At 72.6% G+C, this 16,075-nt stretch carries 14 protein-coding genes; 7 read left to right on the forward strand and 7 right to left on the reverse strand.

The annotated features are described in order from the left end of the window. Positions 1-35: 35 nt before the first annotated feature. The 3 genes from K7B10_RS27610 to K7B10_RS27620 are packed head-to-tail and all read left to right on the forward strand — an operon-like array spanning position 36 to position 3,221. A complete protein-coding gene (locus K7B10_RS27610; RefSeq protein WP_229340082.1) occupies positions 36-1,349 on the forward strand; it encodes a glycosyltransferase family 4 protein in 1,314 nt (437 codons plus the stop codon). Between the two features lie 58 nt (positions 1,350-1,407). Further along, the gene (locus K7B10_RS27615; protein WP_099892734.1) at positions 1,408-2,142 is read left to right on the forward strand and encodes a class I SAM-dependent methyltransferase; all 735 of its coding nucleotides are present in this window, start codon (positions 1,408-1,410) and stop codon (positions 2,140-2,142) included. Next, the gene (locus tag K7B10_RS27620) at positions 2,139-3,221 is read left to right on the forward strand and encodes a prenyltransferase/squalene oxidase repeat-containing protein (protein WP_229340084.1); all 1,083 of its coding nucleotides are present in this window, start codon (positions 2,139-2,141) and stop codon (positions 3,219-3,221) included. Before K7B10_RS27615 ends, K7B10_RS27620 begins: the two co-directional genes overlap by 4 nt. A gap of 63 nt (positions 3,222-3,284) precedes the next feature. On the opposite strand, the gene K7B10_RS27625 is transcribed toward K7B10_RS27620, so the two are convergent. Then, the gene (locus tag K7B10_RS27625; protein ID WP_063755638.1) at positions 3,285-3,587 is read right to left on the reverse strand and encodes a hypothetical protein; all 303 of its coding nucleotides are present in this window, start codon (positions 3,585-3,587) and stop codon (positions 3,285-3,287) included. Positions 3,588-3,699: 112 nt separating this feature from the next. Here K7B10_RS27625 and K7B10_RS27630 point away from each other — a divergent pair, with 112 nt between their 5' ends. Next, on the forward strand, positions 3,700-4,407 hold the full coding sequence (locus K7B10_RS27630; RefSeq protein ID WP_372481471.1) for a hypothetical protein: 708 nt from the start codon (positions 3,700-3,702) through the stop codon (positions 4,405-4,407). Positions 4,408-4,483: 76 nt separating this feature from the next. After that, on the forward strand, positions 4,484-4,894 hold the full coding sequence (locus K7B10_RS27635; RefSeq protein ID WP_229340086.1) for a hypothetical protein: 411 nt from the start codon (positions 4,484-4,486) through the stop codon (positions 4,892-4,894). A gap of 70 nt (positions 4,895-4,964) precedes the next feature. On the opposite strand, the gene K7B10_RS27640 is transcribed toward K7B10_RS27635, so the two are convergent. From K7B10_RS27640 to K7B10_RS27660, 5 genes are all read right to left on the reverse strand, one after another. Next, positions 4,965-7,697: a PKD domain-containing protein gene (locus K7B10_RS27640; protein ID WP_229340088.1), complete on the reverse strand. Its 2,733-nt coding sequence runs from the start codon at positions 7,695-7,697 to the stop codon at positions 4,965-4,967. A gap of 74 nt (positions 7,698-7,771) precedes the next feature. After that, a complete protein-coding gene (locus K7B10_RS27645) occupies positions 7,772-8,782 on the reverse strand; it encodes an LLM class F420-dependent oxidoreductase (protein WP_229340090.1) in 1,011 nt (336 codons plus the stop codon). A gap of 104 nt (positions 8,783-8,886) precedes the next feature. Beyond that, the gene (locus K7B10_RS27650) at positions 8,887-9,702 is read right to left on the reverse strand and encodes a DUF5336 domain-containing protein (RefSeq protein ID WP_229340092.1); all 816 of its coding nucleotides are present in this window, start codon (positions 9,700-9,702) and stop codon (positions 8,887-8,889) included. A 136-nt stretch (positions 9,703-9,838) separates the two neighbouring features. Further along, positions 9,839-10,801 carry an N-acetylmuramoyl-L-alanine amidase gene (locus K7B10_RS27655; protein ID WP_229340094.1) on the reverse strand — a complete coding sequence of 321 codons (963 nt, stop codon included), beginning with the start codon at positions 10,799-10,801 and terminating at the stop codon, positions 9,839-9,841. Between the two features lie 112 nt (positions 10,802-10,913). Then, the gene (locus K7B10_RS27660) at positions 10,914-11,561 is read right to left on the reverse strand and encodes a class I SAM-dependent methyltransferase (RefSeq protein WP_229340096.1); all 648 of its coding nucleotides are present in this window, start codon (positions 11,559-11,561) and stop codon (positions 10,914-10,916) included. A gap of 209 nt (positions 11,562-11,770) precedes the next feature. Here K7B10_RS27660 and K7B10_RS27665 point away from each other — a divergent pair, with 209 nt between their 5' ends. Next, positions 11,771-12,826: a right-handed parallel beta-helix repeat-containing protein gene (locus K7B10_RS27665; protein ID WP_229340097.1), complete on the forward strand. Its 1,056-nt coding sequence runs from the start codon at positions 11,771-11,773 to the stop codon at positions 12,824-12,826. A gap of 6 nt (positions 12,827-12,832) precedes the next feature. Here the strand turns inward: K7B10_RS27665 and K7B10_RS27670 are convergent, their stop codons facing one another. After that, a complete protein-coding gene (locus K7B10_RS27670) occupies positions 12,833-13,843 on the reverse strand; it encodes a polyprenyl synthetase family protein (protein WP_229340099.1) in 1,011 nt (336 codons plus the stop codon). Between the two features lie 278 nt (positions 13,844-14,121). Between K7B10_RS27670 and K7B10_RS27675 the strand changes: the two genes are divergently transcribed. After that, the gene (locus K7B10_RS27675; protein WP_229340101.1) at positions 14,122-16,035 is read left to right on the forward strand and encodes a serine/threonine-protein kinase; all 1,914 of its coding nucleotides are present in this window, start codon (positions 14,122-14,124) and stop codon (positions 16,033-16,035) included. Positions 16,036-16,075 lie beyond the last annotated feature (40 nt).

Consider the following 16,075-nt stretch of genomic DNA (forward strand, 5'->3'; position numbering starts at 1 on the left):
GCTCCGGCGAAAGTGCAGGGAGAAGGGGGCCGAGAGTGACCGCTGAGGCCATGGTGACAAGCCCTTTCGCGGGTTCCGCCACCGACGGCGACCGCCCGTTGCGCATCGCACTCCTCACCTATAAGGGGAACCCGTTCTGCGGCGGTCAGGGCGTCTACGTCCGGCACCTCTCGCGGGAGCTCGTGAAGCTCGGCCACAGCGTCGAGGTCATCGGCGCGCAGCCGTACCCGGTCCTCGACACCGGCGCCACGCTCACCGAGCTGCCGAGCCTGGACCTGTACCGGCACCCCGACCCGTTCCGTACGCCGAAGCGCGACGAGTACCGGGACTGGATCGACGCGCTCGAGGTCGCCACCATGTGGACCGGCGGATTCCCCGAGCCGCTGACCTTCTCGCTGCGGGCCCGGCGCCATCTCGCCGCCCGCGCCGGCGAGTTCGACGTCATCCACGACAACCAGACGCTCGGCTACGGCCTGCTCGCCGACCTCGGCGCCCCGCTCGTCACCACCATCCACCACCCCATCACCGTGGACCGGCAGCTGGACCTGGACGCCGCGCAGGACCGCAAGAAGCGGCTCTCCGTCCGCCGCTGGTACGGCTTCACGCGCATGCAGGGGCGCGTCGCCCGCCGACTGCCCTCCGTGCTCACCGTCTCCGGCTCCTCCAAGCAGGAGATCGCCGAGCACCTGGGCGTGCGCGACGAGCGCATCCACGTCGTCCACATCGGCGCCGACACCGACCTGTGGTCGCCCGACGCGTCCGTCGCCGAGGTGCCCGGACGGATCGTCACCACCTCCAGCGCCGACGTCCCGCTCAAGGGCCTCGTCCACCTCGTCGAGGCACTCGCGAAGCTGCGCACCGAGCAGCCCGACGCCCACCTCGTCGTCGTCGGCAAGCGGGCCGAGAAGGGCCCCGTCGCCCGTGCCATCGAGACGTACGGGCTCCAGGACGCGGTCCGCTTCGTCAAGGGCATCACCGACGCCGAGCTCGTCGACCTGGTGCGCAGCGCGCAGATCGCCTGCGTGCCCTCGCTGTACGAGGGCTTCTCGCTGCCCGCCGCCGAGGCCATGGCCACCGGTACCCCGCTGGTCGCCACCACCGGCGGTGCGATCCCCGAGGTCTCGGGCCCGGACGGAGAGACCTGTCTCGCGGTGCCGCCCGGAGACGCGGGTGCGCTGGCCGCCGCCCTGGGCCGGCTGCTGGGCGACGCCCAGCTGCGGGCCCGCCTCGGCGCGGCCGGACGCGAGCGGGTGCTGTCCCGGTTCACGTGGGCCAGAGCCGCCGAGGGAACCGCCGCGCTCTACCGCGCCGCCGTCGAGCAGGCAGCCCGCAGCCGCCGCGCGCGGTGACCTTCCGCCTTTTCCACACCACCCCCGTACACCCCCGCGACCGCGAAGGCAGGACCCCGTGCTGACCGTCGATTTCTCCCGGTTCCCGCTCGCCGCAGGCGACCGTGTGCTCGATCTGGGCTGCGGCGCCGGCCGGCACGCCTTCGAGTGCTACCGGCGCGGCGCCCAGGTGGTCGCAGTCGACCGCAACGGCGAGGAGATCCGCGAGGTCGCCAAGTGGTTCGCCGCCATGAAGGAGGCCGGTGAGGCCCCGGCAGGCGCCACCGCCACGGCGATGGAGGGCGACGCGCTGGCCCTGCCCTTCCCGGACGAGTCCTTCGACGTCGTCATCATCTCCGAGGTGATGGAGCACATCCCCGACGACAAGGGCGTGCTCGCCGAGATGGTCCGCGTCCTGAAGCCCGGCGGCCGCATCGCCGTCACCGTCCCGCGCTACGGTCCGGAGAAGATCTGCTGGGCGCTGAGCGACGCGTACCACGAGGTCGAGGGCGGCCACATCCGCATCTACAAGGCCGACGAGCTGCTCGGGAAGATGGAGGCCGCCGGCCTCAAGCCGTACGGCACCCACCACGCCCACGGGCTGCACTCCCCGTACTGGTGGCTCAAGTGCGCGTTCGGCGTCGACAACGACAAGGCGCTGCCGGTGAAGGCGTACCACAAGCTCCTGGTCTGGGACATCATGAAGAAGCCGCTGGCCACGCGGCTCGCGGAGCAGGCGCTCAACCCGGTCATCGGCAAGAGCTTCGTGGCGTACGCGACGAAGCCGCACCTTCCCGTCGGCGCAGCGAAGTGAGCTCGCCCGGGCGCACCGAACGCCTGGTCCTGGACGGCGTACTGACGGCCGAGGAGGCCGCCGGGACGGTGGCCGGCATCCTGGCCGCGCAGCGCTCCGACGGGGCGATACCGTGGTTCCGCGGCCACCACCTGGACCCGTGGGACCACACCGAGGCCGCGATGGCCCTGGACGTGGCGGGCGAGCACGAGGCCGCGGAGCGGGCGTACGACTGGCTGGCACGGCACCAGAACGCCGACGGCTCCTGGTACGCGGCCTACGCGGACCGGCCGGACGGGGTGGACACCGCCGCGCCGCAGGACGCGAGCCGGGAGTCCAACTTCGTCGCGTACATAGCCGTCGGCGTCTGGCACCACTACCTGGCCACCGGCGACGACCCGTTCCTGGACCGCATGTGGCCCGTCGTCCACGCGGCGACCGAGTTCGTGCTGGCGCTGCAGCAGCCGGGCGGGGAGATCGGCTGGAAGCGGGAGGCCGACGGCACGCCCGTCACGGACGCGCTGCTCACCGGCTCCTCCTCGATCCACCAGGCGCTGCGCTGCGCGCTGGCGATCGCCGAGCACCGCGAGGAGCCGCAGCCGGACTGGGAGCTGGCGGCGGGGGCCCTCGGGCACGCCATCCGGCGTCACCCCGAGCGGTTCCTGGACAAGTCCCGGTACTCGATGGACTGGTACTACCCGGTGCTGGGCGGCGCCCTCTGCGGCGCGCAGGCGAAGGCGCGGATCGAGGAGCGGTGGGACGAGTTCGTGGTCCCCGGGCTCGGTGTGCGCTGCGTCCTGCCGAACCCGTGGGTGACGGGCGGGGAGTCCTGCGAGCTCGCGCTGGCCCTGTGGGCGATGGGCGAGTCGGACCGGGCACTGGAGATACTGCGCTCGATCACGCACCTGCGCGCGGACAACGGCATGTACTGGACGGGCTACGTCTTCGAGGACAAGGCGGTGTGGCCGGTCGAGCAGACGACCTGGACGGCCGGGTCGCTGCTGCTCGCCGTGGCCGCGCTGGGCGGGGACGAGGCCACCGGGGCGGTGTTCGGGGGCCTGGGGCTGCCGTCCGGACTAGAGCCCGATTGCTGCCGGTAGGGCGGCGGGCAGGCCGCGGGCAGGCCGCCGCGGACGGGGGCCTGCCCGTGGGGGAACGGGCGGTCAGCGGCGGTAGAGGCGGCCCGCGACGAGGTGGCCGATGACGAGGTAGGCCACGGCCGCGACGCCGTAGCCGACCACCACCTGGACCCACTCCCGGTCGAAGGTGAACAGGTCGTAGGACCAGCCGGCCAGCCAGGTGGCGGCGTCGTGGACGAACTCCACGAGACCGTTGCCCCGGTTGGCGTCGAGGAAGTAGAGAAGGACCCACAAGCCGATCGTGAAGGCCATGACGTCCGCCACCGCGGCGACGACCCGGCCGGCTTGAACGCCTCCACGGGCGTGTACTCCGGTGTGTGTGCGCATGCAGCGCGTCTTGCCCCGTCCGGGTGAAGCAAACCCGAACGGGTCAGCCAAGTGGCGCAGCACGGGGGCCCGGGTGACGCTGCGGGAGACACCCACTCCCCGGAGGTCCACCGTGTCGAAACCCAGCGAGTCCATACCCACCAGCACCCGGTTCCGCCGCGCCGTCACGGCCCTGCTCGTGTCCGGCGCGCTGCTCGCGGGCGCCACCGCCTGCGGCAGCGGCTCCGCCAGTGGATCCGGCGGCGGTGAGCCCGCGCGCACGGACATCGCGATGTCCGTGGCCGCGCAACAGGAGGCGGTCGACGAGGCGCTCGCCGCGCAGGCGCTGACCGCGCAGGCGGCCGCCTGGCAGGAGACCGCCGACGAGGCGGCGGCCGCCGCCACGCCCGCGCCCACCACCTCCGCGGAGAAGCAGAAGTTCGCGAAGACGCGGTTCGTCGCCAACGCGGGGCTCGCGGCCGGGGCCACGTACCAGTGGATCATCAAGCCGTACCGTGCGGGTAAATTCAAGAAGGGTGCCAAGGGCCGTACGTTCGCCCTCGTGAAGGCGGGCCTGGCGGGCGCCTTCGCGTACAACCGGCTGAAGGCGGCCGCGGACAACGCCAAGGGCGACCCGCTGCTGTCGAAGGCGGTGGCCCCGCTGACGGCGGGCATCGAGTCCCTCAAGGGGCTGGGTTCCAAGCTGCGCAAGGGCGACGCGGGCGACGCCGACCTGAGCTCGCTCCAGGACGTCATCACCGGGGTCAAGGATGCGGGTGCGGGCGCCGGCGCCACGGTGACCGACAGGGTCCCGAGCCTGTCCCAGCTGAGCGGCGGATAGGCCTGCGGCCCCTCGTGCTCCGCGGGCCGGCCGGGCAGCGTCGCCCGGTCGGCCCGCGGGCTGTTTCAATGGGCGGATGATCGAGTTCCTGGCGCTTGCGGCCGCCGCCTGCGGTGTGGGGTGGCTCGTACGGCGCAAACACCTTCAGCGGCTCGCGGCCGGAAGCCCCGACGGGATCCCGTGCATGGCCCGGCATCCGGCCGGTACGGGCCGATGGAGGATGGGCCGGGTGTTCACCGGCCCGGACGCGGTCCGCTGGGTGCCCCGGCGCGGTGAGCCCGTACCGCTGCAGGGCGGGCGCGCGACCGGCGTACGGCCGCCGTCCGTGAAGGAGGCCGTCTCCATCAACCCCGGCTCGCGGATCGTGTCCTGCACGTACGGGAGCGCCGGGGCCGCCGGGACCATCGAGATCGCCGTCATGCCGCTGGACCTGCGGGAACTCCTGGAGGCCGTTCCCCGGGCCGAGCCGGACACGGACACCCCCTGACACGCCGGGAGCCCCGGTCACCGCGGTGTGCGCGGTGGCCGGGGCTCCGGTGTGTGTGCTGCGGGCGGGGTCAGCCCTGGGTGAAGTAGCCGAACAGGTCGGTGATCACGTGGTTGGCGCCGCCGTAGCTGTTCCAGACGGTGACGCGGCCGTCGGCCGCCGGGGTGGTGACGTGGTTGGGCACGGTCTCACCGGGGCGGGTGTTGAGGCTGCTGGCCTCGGGGCGCGTGGCGCCGTGGCCGTACACGGTGAGGAAGCCGGGGCCGGTGGTGTCGGTGGCCGTGACGTTCAGGGCCGCGCCGATCGCGTTCGCCGGGATCCCGGAGACGATGGTCGTCGCGCCGGGGGCCAGCTTTCCGGTGCTGCGGGTGTCGGCGAGGCGCTGCGGGACGACGGGCGTGAAGAGCGCCTTGCCGTCCTTGGCGTAGTAGCCGACCGCGTCCAGCACCAGGTGGGTGGAGCCGGTGTTGGTGTAGACGGTGATGGTGCCGTTCGGTCCGACGGGGACGATGGCCTGGTTGGACTTGTCCTTGCCGGGTTCGAGGTTGAGGTTCGAGGTGGCCGGGCGCTTGTCCGCCTCCGGGTAGGCGATGACGTGGGCGTTCTCGGTGGAGCCGGTGCCGGTCAGGTTGAGGGCGACGGCGGTGGCGTCGGCGGGGATGCCGTTCACTCCGGCGACCTTCACCGTACGGGCCTGGCCACCGCCCAGCGCGCCGCCCGCGGTGCGGGTGTCGAGGGCACGGGTCGGGGCGAGCGGGGTGAACCGCTGCCCGGCGTTCGGCTGGTAGTAGCCGACGAAGTCCACGATGAGCGCGGCCTTGCCGGAGTTGAGCTGCGCGGAGATCTTGCCGTCGGCGCCGATGGGCACGGTGACGGTGTTGGAGGAGGTGCCGCCCGCCTTGACGTTGACGTTCGAGGTGACCGGGCGGGGCTGGCCCGAGGGCCAGACGCTGAGGTGGGTGTCCTCGGTGGCACCGGTGACGGTCACGTTCAGGACGGCGGCGGAGGCGCCGGCCGTGTGGTGCGGGCCGGAGCTGTAGTAGTGGACCGGAACGTCGATCGGGGTGGCGGTGCCGCCCTGGACGGGGGAGCTGGTCATACGGGTGTCCAGGACGCGGGACGGGTGGACGGCGACGTAGCCGGCCGGGGTGTAGGCGACCTGCACGGTCCGCTCGGCGGTGGAGGTGGCGCCCTTGGCGTCCTGGAGGGTCACCCTCACCTTGTACGTGCCGGGCTGCTTGTAGGCGTGGCGGGTGGTGATGATCGGGTCGCTGACCTCCTTGGCACCGTCACCGTAGTCCACGTCCATCCGCACGATCGGCCACGGCATGGTGGAGCTCCGCGGGTCGACCTCGATGGCCAGCGGAGTCACGAGCTGGTTCGGGTCGCTCGCGCTCGGCAGGTACGGCTGCGCGGTGAAGGCCGTGGCCAGCGGCGAGGCCGGGGTCACCTTGATCGGCTGCTGGCGGTAGGCCTCGTTCCCCGCGGCGGTGATGGCCTTCACGCTGACCGTGCACGCGCAGGGCGACTGGTAGACGTGGTCGGCGGTGGCCTCCCTGGTGACGACCGGAGCCGTCCCGTCACCGAAGTCGTAGCGGTACGTCAGCGTGCCGGGCCAGTTGTTGTCCGCCACGGCCTTCGCCTGGACGGTGGTGCCGACCGGGGCCCAGTTCTGGGCGATCTCCAGCTGGACGTCGCGCACAGTGTCCTGCAGCTCGTGGGCGCCGCGGTCGATGAAGCCGCCGTCCTTGCCCGTGTTGGGCGCGAGCGGGTCGTCCACCACCGGGTACCCGTTGTAGTCGGTGGGCAGGACGCCGGGCGCGGCCGAGTCGCCGGAGTCGACGTTGGGGGAGCGGTCCCACGGGCCGACGTCCCAGGTGTTCGCGGTCAGGATGTCGTGCGCGCCCTGGCCGGTCGCCGCCCGGAGCGCCGCCGGGGTGGCGTGGACGACATCGGCCCACTTGTAGGGGACCACCCCGTCCGCCGGGAAGCCGGCCAGCAGGTTGTGGTCGGCGCGGGTGCCGGTCGCGGAGTCCTGGCCCACGAGGATGCCGCTGCGGGGGTCGGGGTTGACACACGACTTGGGTGCGCTGGTGTAGATCAGGTTGTTGAACGCCCCGGAACCGGTGGAGCCGCTGCGGAAGGAGACGGCCGCATCGCAGCTGAGGTAGAGGGTGTTGTTGGTGACGATGGTGCCCGGACCCCAGACCGCGTCGACCGCGGCCGTGGTGCCGCCGCGGATCTGGTTGCGGCCCAGCACGGTGCCCCGGGAGCCGCCCTCGATCCGGACGGGGGAGAGCAGGTTGCTCCTGGTCAGGCGCACGTCGACGCTTTCCGCGCCGATGACGACGGCGTCGGTCTGCGAGGCGGCGGTGATCCGGTCCAGCTCGATGTCGGTGGAACCGCTGACCTGGACCCCTCCGGTGGTGGTCAGTCCGCGCACCACCACGTGGGAGGCGCCTTGGACCTTGAGGCCCTTGACCCGGACGGGGCCGCCGGTGTTCGGCCGCATGACGATGGAGATCGGCTTGCCCGGCTCCCCGGAGCGGTCGACGGTGACGGTCTCGTCGTACGACGTATACGCGAGGACCTGCACGGTCTGGCCGGGCCGTGCGGCCTTGGCGCCCGCCGAGATCGTGCAGAACGGAGCGTCCTCGGATCCGGGTCCGGTATCGGAGCACCTGGGCGCGGAGGCGGAGTTGTTCACGTACAGCGTGGACGGGGTGTCGGCCGCGGCGGCCGGGATCCCGAGCAGGGTGACGAGGCCTGTGGTCAGCAGGACGGTCGTACGAGTGGGACGCACCAGGGGGTTCTTTCCGGCAGGAGACGAATGGCGACGATCATCATCTACTTTCGGACAGTCGCTGTCACATGTGATTAGTTGTTGAGCTCCGCGAGGACCCTCAGGGTGTGCGGGTCCGGGGCCGTCAGGAGGAGGTCGGTGACCGGGCCCTTGCGCCACAGGTCGAGGCGTTCGGCGATGCGCTCGCGCGGGCCGATGAGCGAGATCTCGTCGGCGAAGGCGTCCGGGACGGCGAGGACGGCCTCCTCCCTGCGTCCGGCGAGGAACAACTCCTGGATGCGGCGGGCCTCCTCCTCGTAGCCCATCCTGGCCATCAGGTCGGCGTGGAAGTTGCGGGCCGCGTGTCCCATGCCGCCGATGTAGAAGCCGAGCATCGCCTTGACCGGGAGCAGGCCTTCGGCGACGTCGTCGCAGACCTTCGCCCGGGCCATCGGCGCGATCATGAACCCCTCGGGGAGGTCGGCCAGCGAGGCCTGGTAGACGTCGGTGCGGGTCGGCGACCAGTAGAGGGGGAGCCAGCCGTCTGCGATGCGGGTGGTCTGGGCGATGTTCTTCGGGCCCTCCGCGCCGAGCAGGACCGGCAGGTCCGCGCGCAGCGGGTGGGTGATGGGCTTCAGCGGTTTGCCGATGCCGGTGCCGTCCTCCCCGCGGTACGGGTGCTGGTGGAAGCGGCCGTCGAGGGCGACGGGCCCTTCGCGGCGCAGCACCTGGCGGACGACGTCGACGTACTCGCGGGTGGCGGTGAGCGGGCTCGCGGGGAAGGGGCGCCCGTACCAGCCCTCGACCACCTGGGGGCCGGACAGGCCGAGGCCCAGCATCATCCGGCCGCCGGAGAGGTGGTCCAGGGTCAGGGCGTGCATGGCGGTGGCGGTGGGGGTGCGGGCGGCCATCTGGGCGATGGCGGTGCCGAGGCGGATCCGCGAGGTGTGCGCGGCGATCCAGGTGAGCGGGGTGAAGGCGTCCGAGCCCCAGGCTTCGGCGGTCCACACCGAGTCGTAGCCGAGGTTCTCGGCCTCGGCGGCGAGGTCGAGGTGGGTCCGGTCGGGGCCGCGGCCCCAGTAGCCGAGTGCGAGTCCGAGGCGCATGTACGTTCCCTCCAGCCGTATCTGACGATGCGTCAGGTGACTGTAGGGCAACGGCCCCCCGCCCGGAAGGGCGGGGGGCCGTCGGCCGTGCGCAGGGGGCGGTGTCAGCCGCGCTGGATGCCCGAGGTGTCGTTCAGGACGCCGCGGCGGCCGTCCTGTGTCTGGGCGATCAGCGTGGCCGGGCCGCGCTGGTCCACGGCCAGGTACCAGGTGCCCGGTGCGAGCTCGGCGATCGGGGTGGGGGAGCCGTCCTCCGGGAAGAGGGGGCGGGCCACCGGGACCGCGAACCAGAACGGGGTGAAGTCCGCCGCCGGGGCGGGCGCCGCCTCCTGCGGACCCGGACCCGGAGCCGGGTTCGGCTGCGGGGTGCCGCCGTACGGCGGGGCCGGCTGCGGGGTGGACCCGTACGGCTGGCCCTGCTGGGCGCCCGGGTAGCCGTACCCGGTGCCGGGCTGGGGCTGGGCCCCGTACGGCGCGGGGGTGACGGGCTTCGGCTCGGGCACCAGACCGCCGGCGAGCGCGGGGATCTTCGCGCCCGCGACGGCCACGCCCGCCAGCGCGAGGGTGGCGAGGAAGGCGATGATGCAGCCCGCGCCGAGGTCGGCGCCGCTCGGGCTGGTGATCAGGGACCAGAGGGAGGACCAGGCGGCGGCCACCGCGAGCACCGTCCCCCACGCGGCCAGCGGCAGGCCCGCGAGCTTGCGGGTCTCCGGCTGGAAGCGGGCGGCGATGAGCAGGCCGGCCGCGATGAAGCCGAGCAGGAAGATGGTGGGAAGCGCCAGACGGTAGACGTCGGTGTCCCACACGCTCGGCAGGTCGAGGCCGGTCGCGGAGTAGAAGTCGAGGAACGAGGCGATGAACAGCAGCGCCGCTGCTCCGATCACCACGCCGTCGCCTCGAGTGAGGGAGCGGATGTTCACGTCTTAGGTGTCCTTCTCGGTCTCGGTCGTCTCGTGGTGCCGCGGTCGCGCACGTGCAGGAGCGGGGCGGGCGGGACCATGGTACGGAGGTTCCCGGCAACCGAGAGGATCGGGGCGGCAGGCTGTCCCGGGGGGACTACCCGCCCAAGAAGCCGACGATGCCGTCCGCGATGCCCTGGGCGGCCTTCTGCCGCCACTCCGGACTCGTCAGCAGCGCCGCGTCCTTGGCGTCACGCATGTTGCCGCATTCGATGAACACCTTGGGCCGGGTCGAGAGATTGAGTCCGCCCAGATCGTCGCGGACGACCAAGCCGGTTCCGCTGCCGAGGTAGTTGGCGGGGGCGGAGCCGGTGGTCCGGGCGAAGTTCGAACCGATCTTCTCACCCAGCTCCCGCGAGGGGCCGACGATCTTCGCGGTGTCCGCGGCGCCGCCCTTGACCTTGGCCGGGAGGATGACGTGGTAGCCGCGGTTGCCCGAGGAAACGCCGTCCGCGTGGACCGAGACCACGGCGTCGGCGGCGGCCTCGTTGCCGATGCGGGCGCGTTCGTTGATGCAGGGGCCCCAGGCGCGGTCGGCCTCGTGGGTGAGGACCACCTTGAGGCCCTTGGCCTCCAGGACGGTGCGCAGCCGGCGCGACACGTCGAGGGTGAACTCGGCTTCCTTGTAACCGGCGTTGGTGGTGGTGCCGGTGGTGTCACATTCCTTGCGGGTGGTGCCGATGTCGACCTTCTGGTCGATCTCGGAGGTGTGCTGGAAGTTGCCGGTGTTGTGGCCGGGGTCGATGACCACGGTCTTGCCGGCGAGTGGGCCCTTGGCTTCGGGGGCGCTCGCGCTCGCTGTCGGGGTCGCTGTCGGGGTCGCGGCCGGGGTGGCGGCCTGGGTGGCCGAGGGGGCGGCGGCCGGCATCACGATCCGGGGCGGGCGGGCGTCGTCCGCCCCCGCGCCGGTGGTCACCTGGACGAGGACCCACCCCGCCAGGAGGGTCGGGGCGAGTACGGCGGCCCCGACGGCGAGGCCGGAGCGGCGCGTGAACCACCGCCGGTCCGGACTGACCGAGGAGGCGGACTCGGGGGAGGGGGGACTGTCGTCGTAGCGCACGTTCGCGATGCTAGACCGGCCGCCCGCCGTCGGCGCGGACCGTGGGCCATACGGGGGCGTGGTGCGCTTATCCGCTTATACGTGCGCCCCGGCCTGATCGGCGAGACGCTCCCTAGATCCCCGCGGCGGTGCGGCGCAGGATGCGGAGGGAGTCGGTCACCGAGACCTCCTCGAAGGCGCCGGAGGCCAGGGCGCGCAGGTAGATCCGGTACGGGGCCTGGCCGCCGTCGGCCGGGTCGGGGAACACGTCGTGGATGGCGAGCGTGCCGCCCTCGGCGACGTGCGGGGCCCAGCCCTCGTAGTCGCCGGCGGCGTGCTCGTCGGTGTGGCCGCCGTCGATGAAGACGAAGCCGAGCTTGCCGCCCCAGGCGGCCGCGACCTGCGGGGAGCGGCCCACGATCGCGATGACGTGCTCCTCCAGGCCCGCCTTGTGGAGCGTGCGGCGGAAGGTCGGGAGGGTGTCCATCAGCCCGACCTGCGGATCCACGACGCTCGGGTCGTGGTACTCCCAGCCCGGCTGCTGCTCCTCGCTGCCGCGGTGGTGGTCGACCGTGATCGCGGCCACCCCGGCCTCGCGGGCGGCGTCGGCCAGCAGGATGGTGGAGCGTCCGCAGTACGTGCCGACCTCCAGGAGCGGCAGCCCGGCCGCCGCCGCGGCGGCGGCCGCCTCGTACAGGGCGAGGCCCTCGCGTACGGGCATGAACCCCTTGGCCGCCTCGAAAGCGGCCAGGATCTCCGGCTTGGGGGTGGCGGGCGCCATGGGGTTCCTCCGGCGGTGCTGTGGTGGACTGGGCGCCCATGGTGCCTTACCGGCCGGTAGCGCACCATGCCGGGGCCGCCCTTCCGTCGCGCCGGGACGGCGGGGCCCGTCCGAGTGGCGGGCGGGGCTCCCTCCCCGGGGGGACCGGCTGCGGCGCGTCCCCCTTCCGCGCCACGGTCCGCTTATTCGATATGCGTACTTTGGCCGCCATGTCCAGACTCGGAGTCTTCGCCGCCGCGGCGGCAGCCCTGGCGACCGTGGTCGCCCTGCCCGCCGCCGAGGCCCACGCGCAGCAGTTCGTGCCGTGCACCGCCGCCGCGCTCCGGAGCGCCATCACCACGGCCGACAACGCCGCCGGGCCCGCGCACCTCTTCCTCTCGCCCGGCTGCACCTACACCCTCACGGCCCCCGACAACCCGGGCAACGGCCTGCCGCAGGTGACCGGCGACATCACCGTCGTGGGCAACGGCAGCACGATCCTTCGCCGGTCGGCGACCGGGTTCCGGATCTTCGAGGTCACCGCTCCGACAGGCAGGCTCACCCTGAACAACCTGACGATCCGCGGAGGCCGGTCGGAGAGCGGAGGCGCGGGCGGCGGCGCCATCGCCAACGCGGGCGTGCTCACCCTCAACTCCGTCACGGTGACCCGGAACGTCTCGGCGCTCTCCGGGGCCGGCGGCGGCATCATCAGCTCCGGCACGCTCAACCTCCGCAACAGCACCGTGAGCCACAACATCTCCACGGACAACGGCGGCGGCGTCTACAGCGCCGGCACCGCGAACATCTCGAACACCACCATCACCGGCAACACCGCCAAGGACACCGGCGGCGGGCTGGACGCGCGCGGCACCCTGACCCTCGGGGACAGCCGGGTGACCGACAACGCCGCCAGGCGCGACGGCGGCGGCATCAGCGCCTTCATGCTGACGGGGACCGTCACGGACACCCTCGTCCAGGGGAACGACACGGCCGAGGACAACGACGGCGGCGGTGGCATCCTCAACCGCCAGTCGAGCCTGACCCTGGAGCGGACCACGGTCTTCGCCAACCGGGTCGTCGAGACCGGGGCGACGGGCGGCGGAATCTCCAACATCTCCGGCGCCTCGCTCGTCCTGCGGAACAGCTCGGTGACCAACAACTACGCCGGCGGTGCCCCGGGCGGCATCTTCAACAACGCGAGCACCGTCTCGCTGACCGCCACCACCGTGGCGGACAACTACCCGACCAACTGCGCCCCCGGCGTGTTCGCCGGCTGCGCAGACTGATGCGTCCTACACGGCGGCCGGGGCCGGGACGAGGCGTGCGCGCAGGAGCATCCGCGACGAGTGGTCCACGAGGTGCCGCATGACCGGCAGGTGGTGCTCGTCGCCCCCGAGGACGGAAAGCAGGCGGTGGGCCTCGGCGCGGAAGGCGTCGAGGTCCGCGGCGTACCGGTCGAGCACGTCCGGCGCGAGGAGGAGGCCGCCGAGCTCCGCGCGCGCGTGCCCGCAGCGGCGTGCCGCGACGCTCCGGCCCAGGATGTCCTCCCGGGCCGCCGGTGTGGTCGCGTCGTCGAGGGCGCAGGTGAGCAGATAGGTGACCGTCCCGTTGTGGAGGTCTTCATTGCGGCCGGTCAGGATGTCTTCCTGATCGTTGAACAACTGCCACAGGATGCCGAATACGTACCCGAACTCCCGCCACAGTTCGACTCTTTCGTCACTCGCGCCGGCCAATATCGCCGCCATCGCCGTGATCATCGAGTAGGGCCCGCCGGATTTCCCGCGGTAGGTCTCGATCACCGATTTCCGGGTGGCGTGCTCTGCGGCGGCGTCGATATCGGTCAGCTGTCCCTCGGTGCCGACCGCCCAGCCCGTCGCGACCTCGGCCGTCAGCACGACCTGGATTTCGGGCGGCACGGGGAGCGAGCGGATGATCCGGATCGGCAGCACCGTGCCGCTGAGTACCGAGGCCAGCAGCGCTTCGTCCTGGCCGATGCTGTCGGGGGCCGTCGTGCCGTGCCCGTCGGCGAGGTCGTCGAGGTAGCAGGCAGAGGTCCACCAGAGCACGTGCACGGCGGCCAGCGGGGCGGCCGGTCCGGGATTTCCCGTCTCTATGGCGTGCACCATCATCGGGAGCACGGAGAGGGGATGCCGCATTTTTTGGTGCCTGAGGAGTCTGCTCACGGCGTTCCTGGCGGCGCCCGCACCCGAAGCGGGAGTGAGCGTCGAGACGGCGGCTTCCAATTCCGCCTGGATGTCCTGGGCGACGTGCCGGTGGAGATCCACGTACGTGAAGCAATTCACGGTCTTTTCCTTCCTGAAATGAATTGAGCTCGGCGTCGACGCCCCAGATTCGGTCATTTGGCGCGGAGGGATCTAGAGCGATTTCCGGACATGACCGGTTCCGGTCCGATGGCGCTCGAACCGCACCGCCCCGCCGCGCCCGCCGCCGGCCGGCTCCCCGCCGCGTGCCGGGCGGGCCGGATCCGGCCGGGCCGAAACCGCGTCCGGCTTCCCCGCCAAAGCCGCTTACCCTGAGGCCAGTTCGGCCGACCACAGGGGATGACGGGGGAACGGGCAGCATGAGCAGTGGGGTCAGTGAGGACCAGGACGACAACGTCGAAGGCGGCATAAAGCCGCTCGCGGCCACCGATCCGAGCCGGATAGGGCCGTACCTGCTGCTCGGGCGGCTCGGCGCCGGCGGCATGGGACGGGTGTACCTGGCCCGGTCCGAGGGCGGGCGGACCGTCGCGGTGAAGGTGGTGCACGAGGAGCACGTCTCGAACGCGCAGTTCCGGGCCCGCTTCCGGCGTGAGATCGATGCCGCCCGCCGCGTCGGCGAGCGGTACACCGCACCCGTCATCGACTCGGACCCCGATGCAGAGCGGCCCTGGGTCGCGACCGGATACGTGCCGGGGCTGTCGCTGGAGCAGATCGTGCGCCGGCACGGCCCCCTGCCCGTGGAGTCGGTGCACGCCCTCGCCGACGGGCTGCTGCACGCACTGAGGGACATCCACGCCGCCGGAATCGTGCACCGCGACCTCAAGCCCTCGAACGTGATGCTGACCGTCGAGGGCACGCGTGTCATCGACTTCGGCATCTCGCGGGCCCTGGAGACCTCCGTCGAGTCGCTGCTCACCAGTACGGGCATGATCGTCGGCTCTCCCGGGTTCATGTCGCCCGAGCAGGTGCGCGGGCAGCGGGCGGGGGCCAAGAGCGACGTGTTCACGCTCGGCTGCGTCCTGATGTACGCGGCCACCGGCCAACTGCCCTTCGGGGCCGGCGTCTCCAACCAGCACGCGGTGATGTTCCAGATCGTGGAGGCCGAGCCGGATCTGGAGCGGGTCGGCGACGAGGCGCTGCGGGCGCTCATCGGCCGCTGCCTGGTCAAGGGCGTCGACGAGCGGCCCGGCGTGGAGGAACTGCTGGCCGATCCGGAGCGGGTGCGCCCGGGTGCGCGCGGCGGGGCCTGGCTGCCCCCGAAGGTCGTGGCGCGCCTCGCGCAGCAGGCGGCGCGGCTGCTCGACGCGGAGGCTGTGCCACCGGAGCGGGAGACGGTGGAGGCCGGCTCGGAGCAAGCGGACCGGGCGACCCTCGGGCTGCGGCCGAAGGACGACCCCGCCGCGCCGGCGGCGGAACCGGGCGCCCCGGGCGGCACCGCGGGGAGCGAGCGGAAGCGCAAGCGGCAGTGGACCATCGCGGTACCGGCGGTCTTCGTGCTCACGATCGGCGGCGGCACGGTGGCCCTGATCCAGCCGTTCGGGGGCGACGCGTCGCCGCAGGCCTCGCACCCGGGGAGCAGCGCTCCCGTGACACCCGGGGGCGGCGGTCCGGCTTCCGGGGCGAGCGGTTCGCCGGGCGCGGGAGCGCAGAGCCCGCAGGCCCCGACGGCCTCCCCGAACCCCGACGGTTCGGTGCCGGGGGGCCAGGGCGGCGTCGCCGCGCAGGGCGGAGCTGCGGGCGGGGGCGCGCCCGGCGGCGGCTCGGGGACCCCGGGCGGCTCCTCCGGCGCGGGCGCCGGCGCGAACGCGGGCACCGGCTCGGGCCCCGCCGCCGGAGGCACCGGGACGGGCCCGGCGGGCGGCGGCACCGGCACCCCGCCGGGCGGAGGGGGCTCGCCGGGTGGCGGGGGTTCCCCGGGCGGCGGGGGTTCGTCCGGCGGTGACGCGGTTCCCGCGTACTTCGTCGGCTCCTGGGAGTACAAGGAGCAGTTCAACATCGACCAGCCGGTCACGGTGACCATCTCGCGGACCGGGGCGGTCCGGCTGATCAGCGATTCCAACATGGGCCATTGCGAGAACATGGCCAAGGTGGTGTCGGTGGCCTCCGGCGGCGCCCGGATCAACATCGGTTCGGCGGCCGTGGACAGGAGCAAGTCGAACAGCCAGTTCTGCGGGGTGCTGGACGCGTCGTTCTTCACGAAGAGCGAGCCGAGCGGGCTCCAGCACAACGTGGGGCCCGCGCACGGCGACGGCTACTACTACCAGCGGTCCTGAACCCGCGGTTGCGGCACCCCGGCGAAGGAACACCGTCATC

This window comes from Streptomyces flavotricini (assembly GCF_020639365.1).
Lineage (GTDB): Bacteria > Actinomycetota > Actinomycetes > Streptomycetales > Streptomycetaceae > Streptomyces > Streptomyces flavotricini.

What these genes read in the sequence shown, in the direction of transcription:
- K7B10_RS27625 (WP_063755638.1), bottom strand. Translation starts at nt 3,587, where the DNA reads ATGCGCACACACACCGGAGTACACGCCCGTGGAGGCGTTCAAGCCGGC.
- K7B10_RS27665 (WP_229340097.1), top strand. Translation starts at nt 11,771, where the DNA reads ATGTCCAGACTCGGAGTCTTCGCCGCCGCGGCGGCAGCCCTGGCGACC.
- K7B10_RS27660 (WP_229340096.1), bottom strand. Translation starts at nt 11,561, where the DNA reads ATGGCGCCCGCCACCCCCAAGCCGGAGATCCTGGCCGCTTTCGAGGCG.
- K7B10_RS27675 (WP_229340101.1), top strand. Translation starts at nt 14,122, where the DNA reads ATGAGCAGTGGGGTCAGTGAGGACCAGGACGACAACGTCGAAGGCGGC.
- K7B10_RS27645 (WP_229340090.1), bottom strand. Translation starts at nt 8,782, where the DNA reads ATGCGCCTCGGACTCGCACTCGGCTACTGGGGCCGCGGCCCCGACCGG.
- K7B10_RS27635 (WP_229340086.1), top strand. Translation starts at nt 4,484, where the DNA reads ATGATCGAGTTCCTGGCGCTTGCGGCCGCCGCCTGCGGTGTGGGGTGG.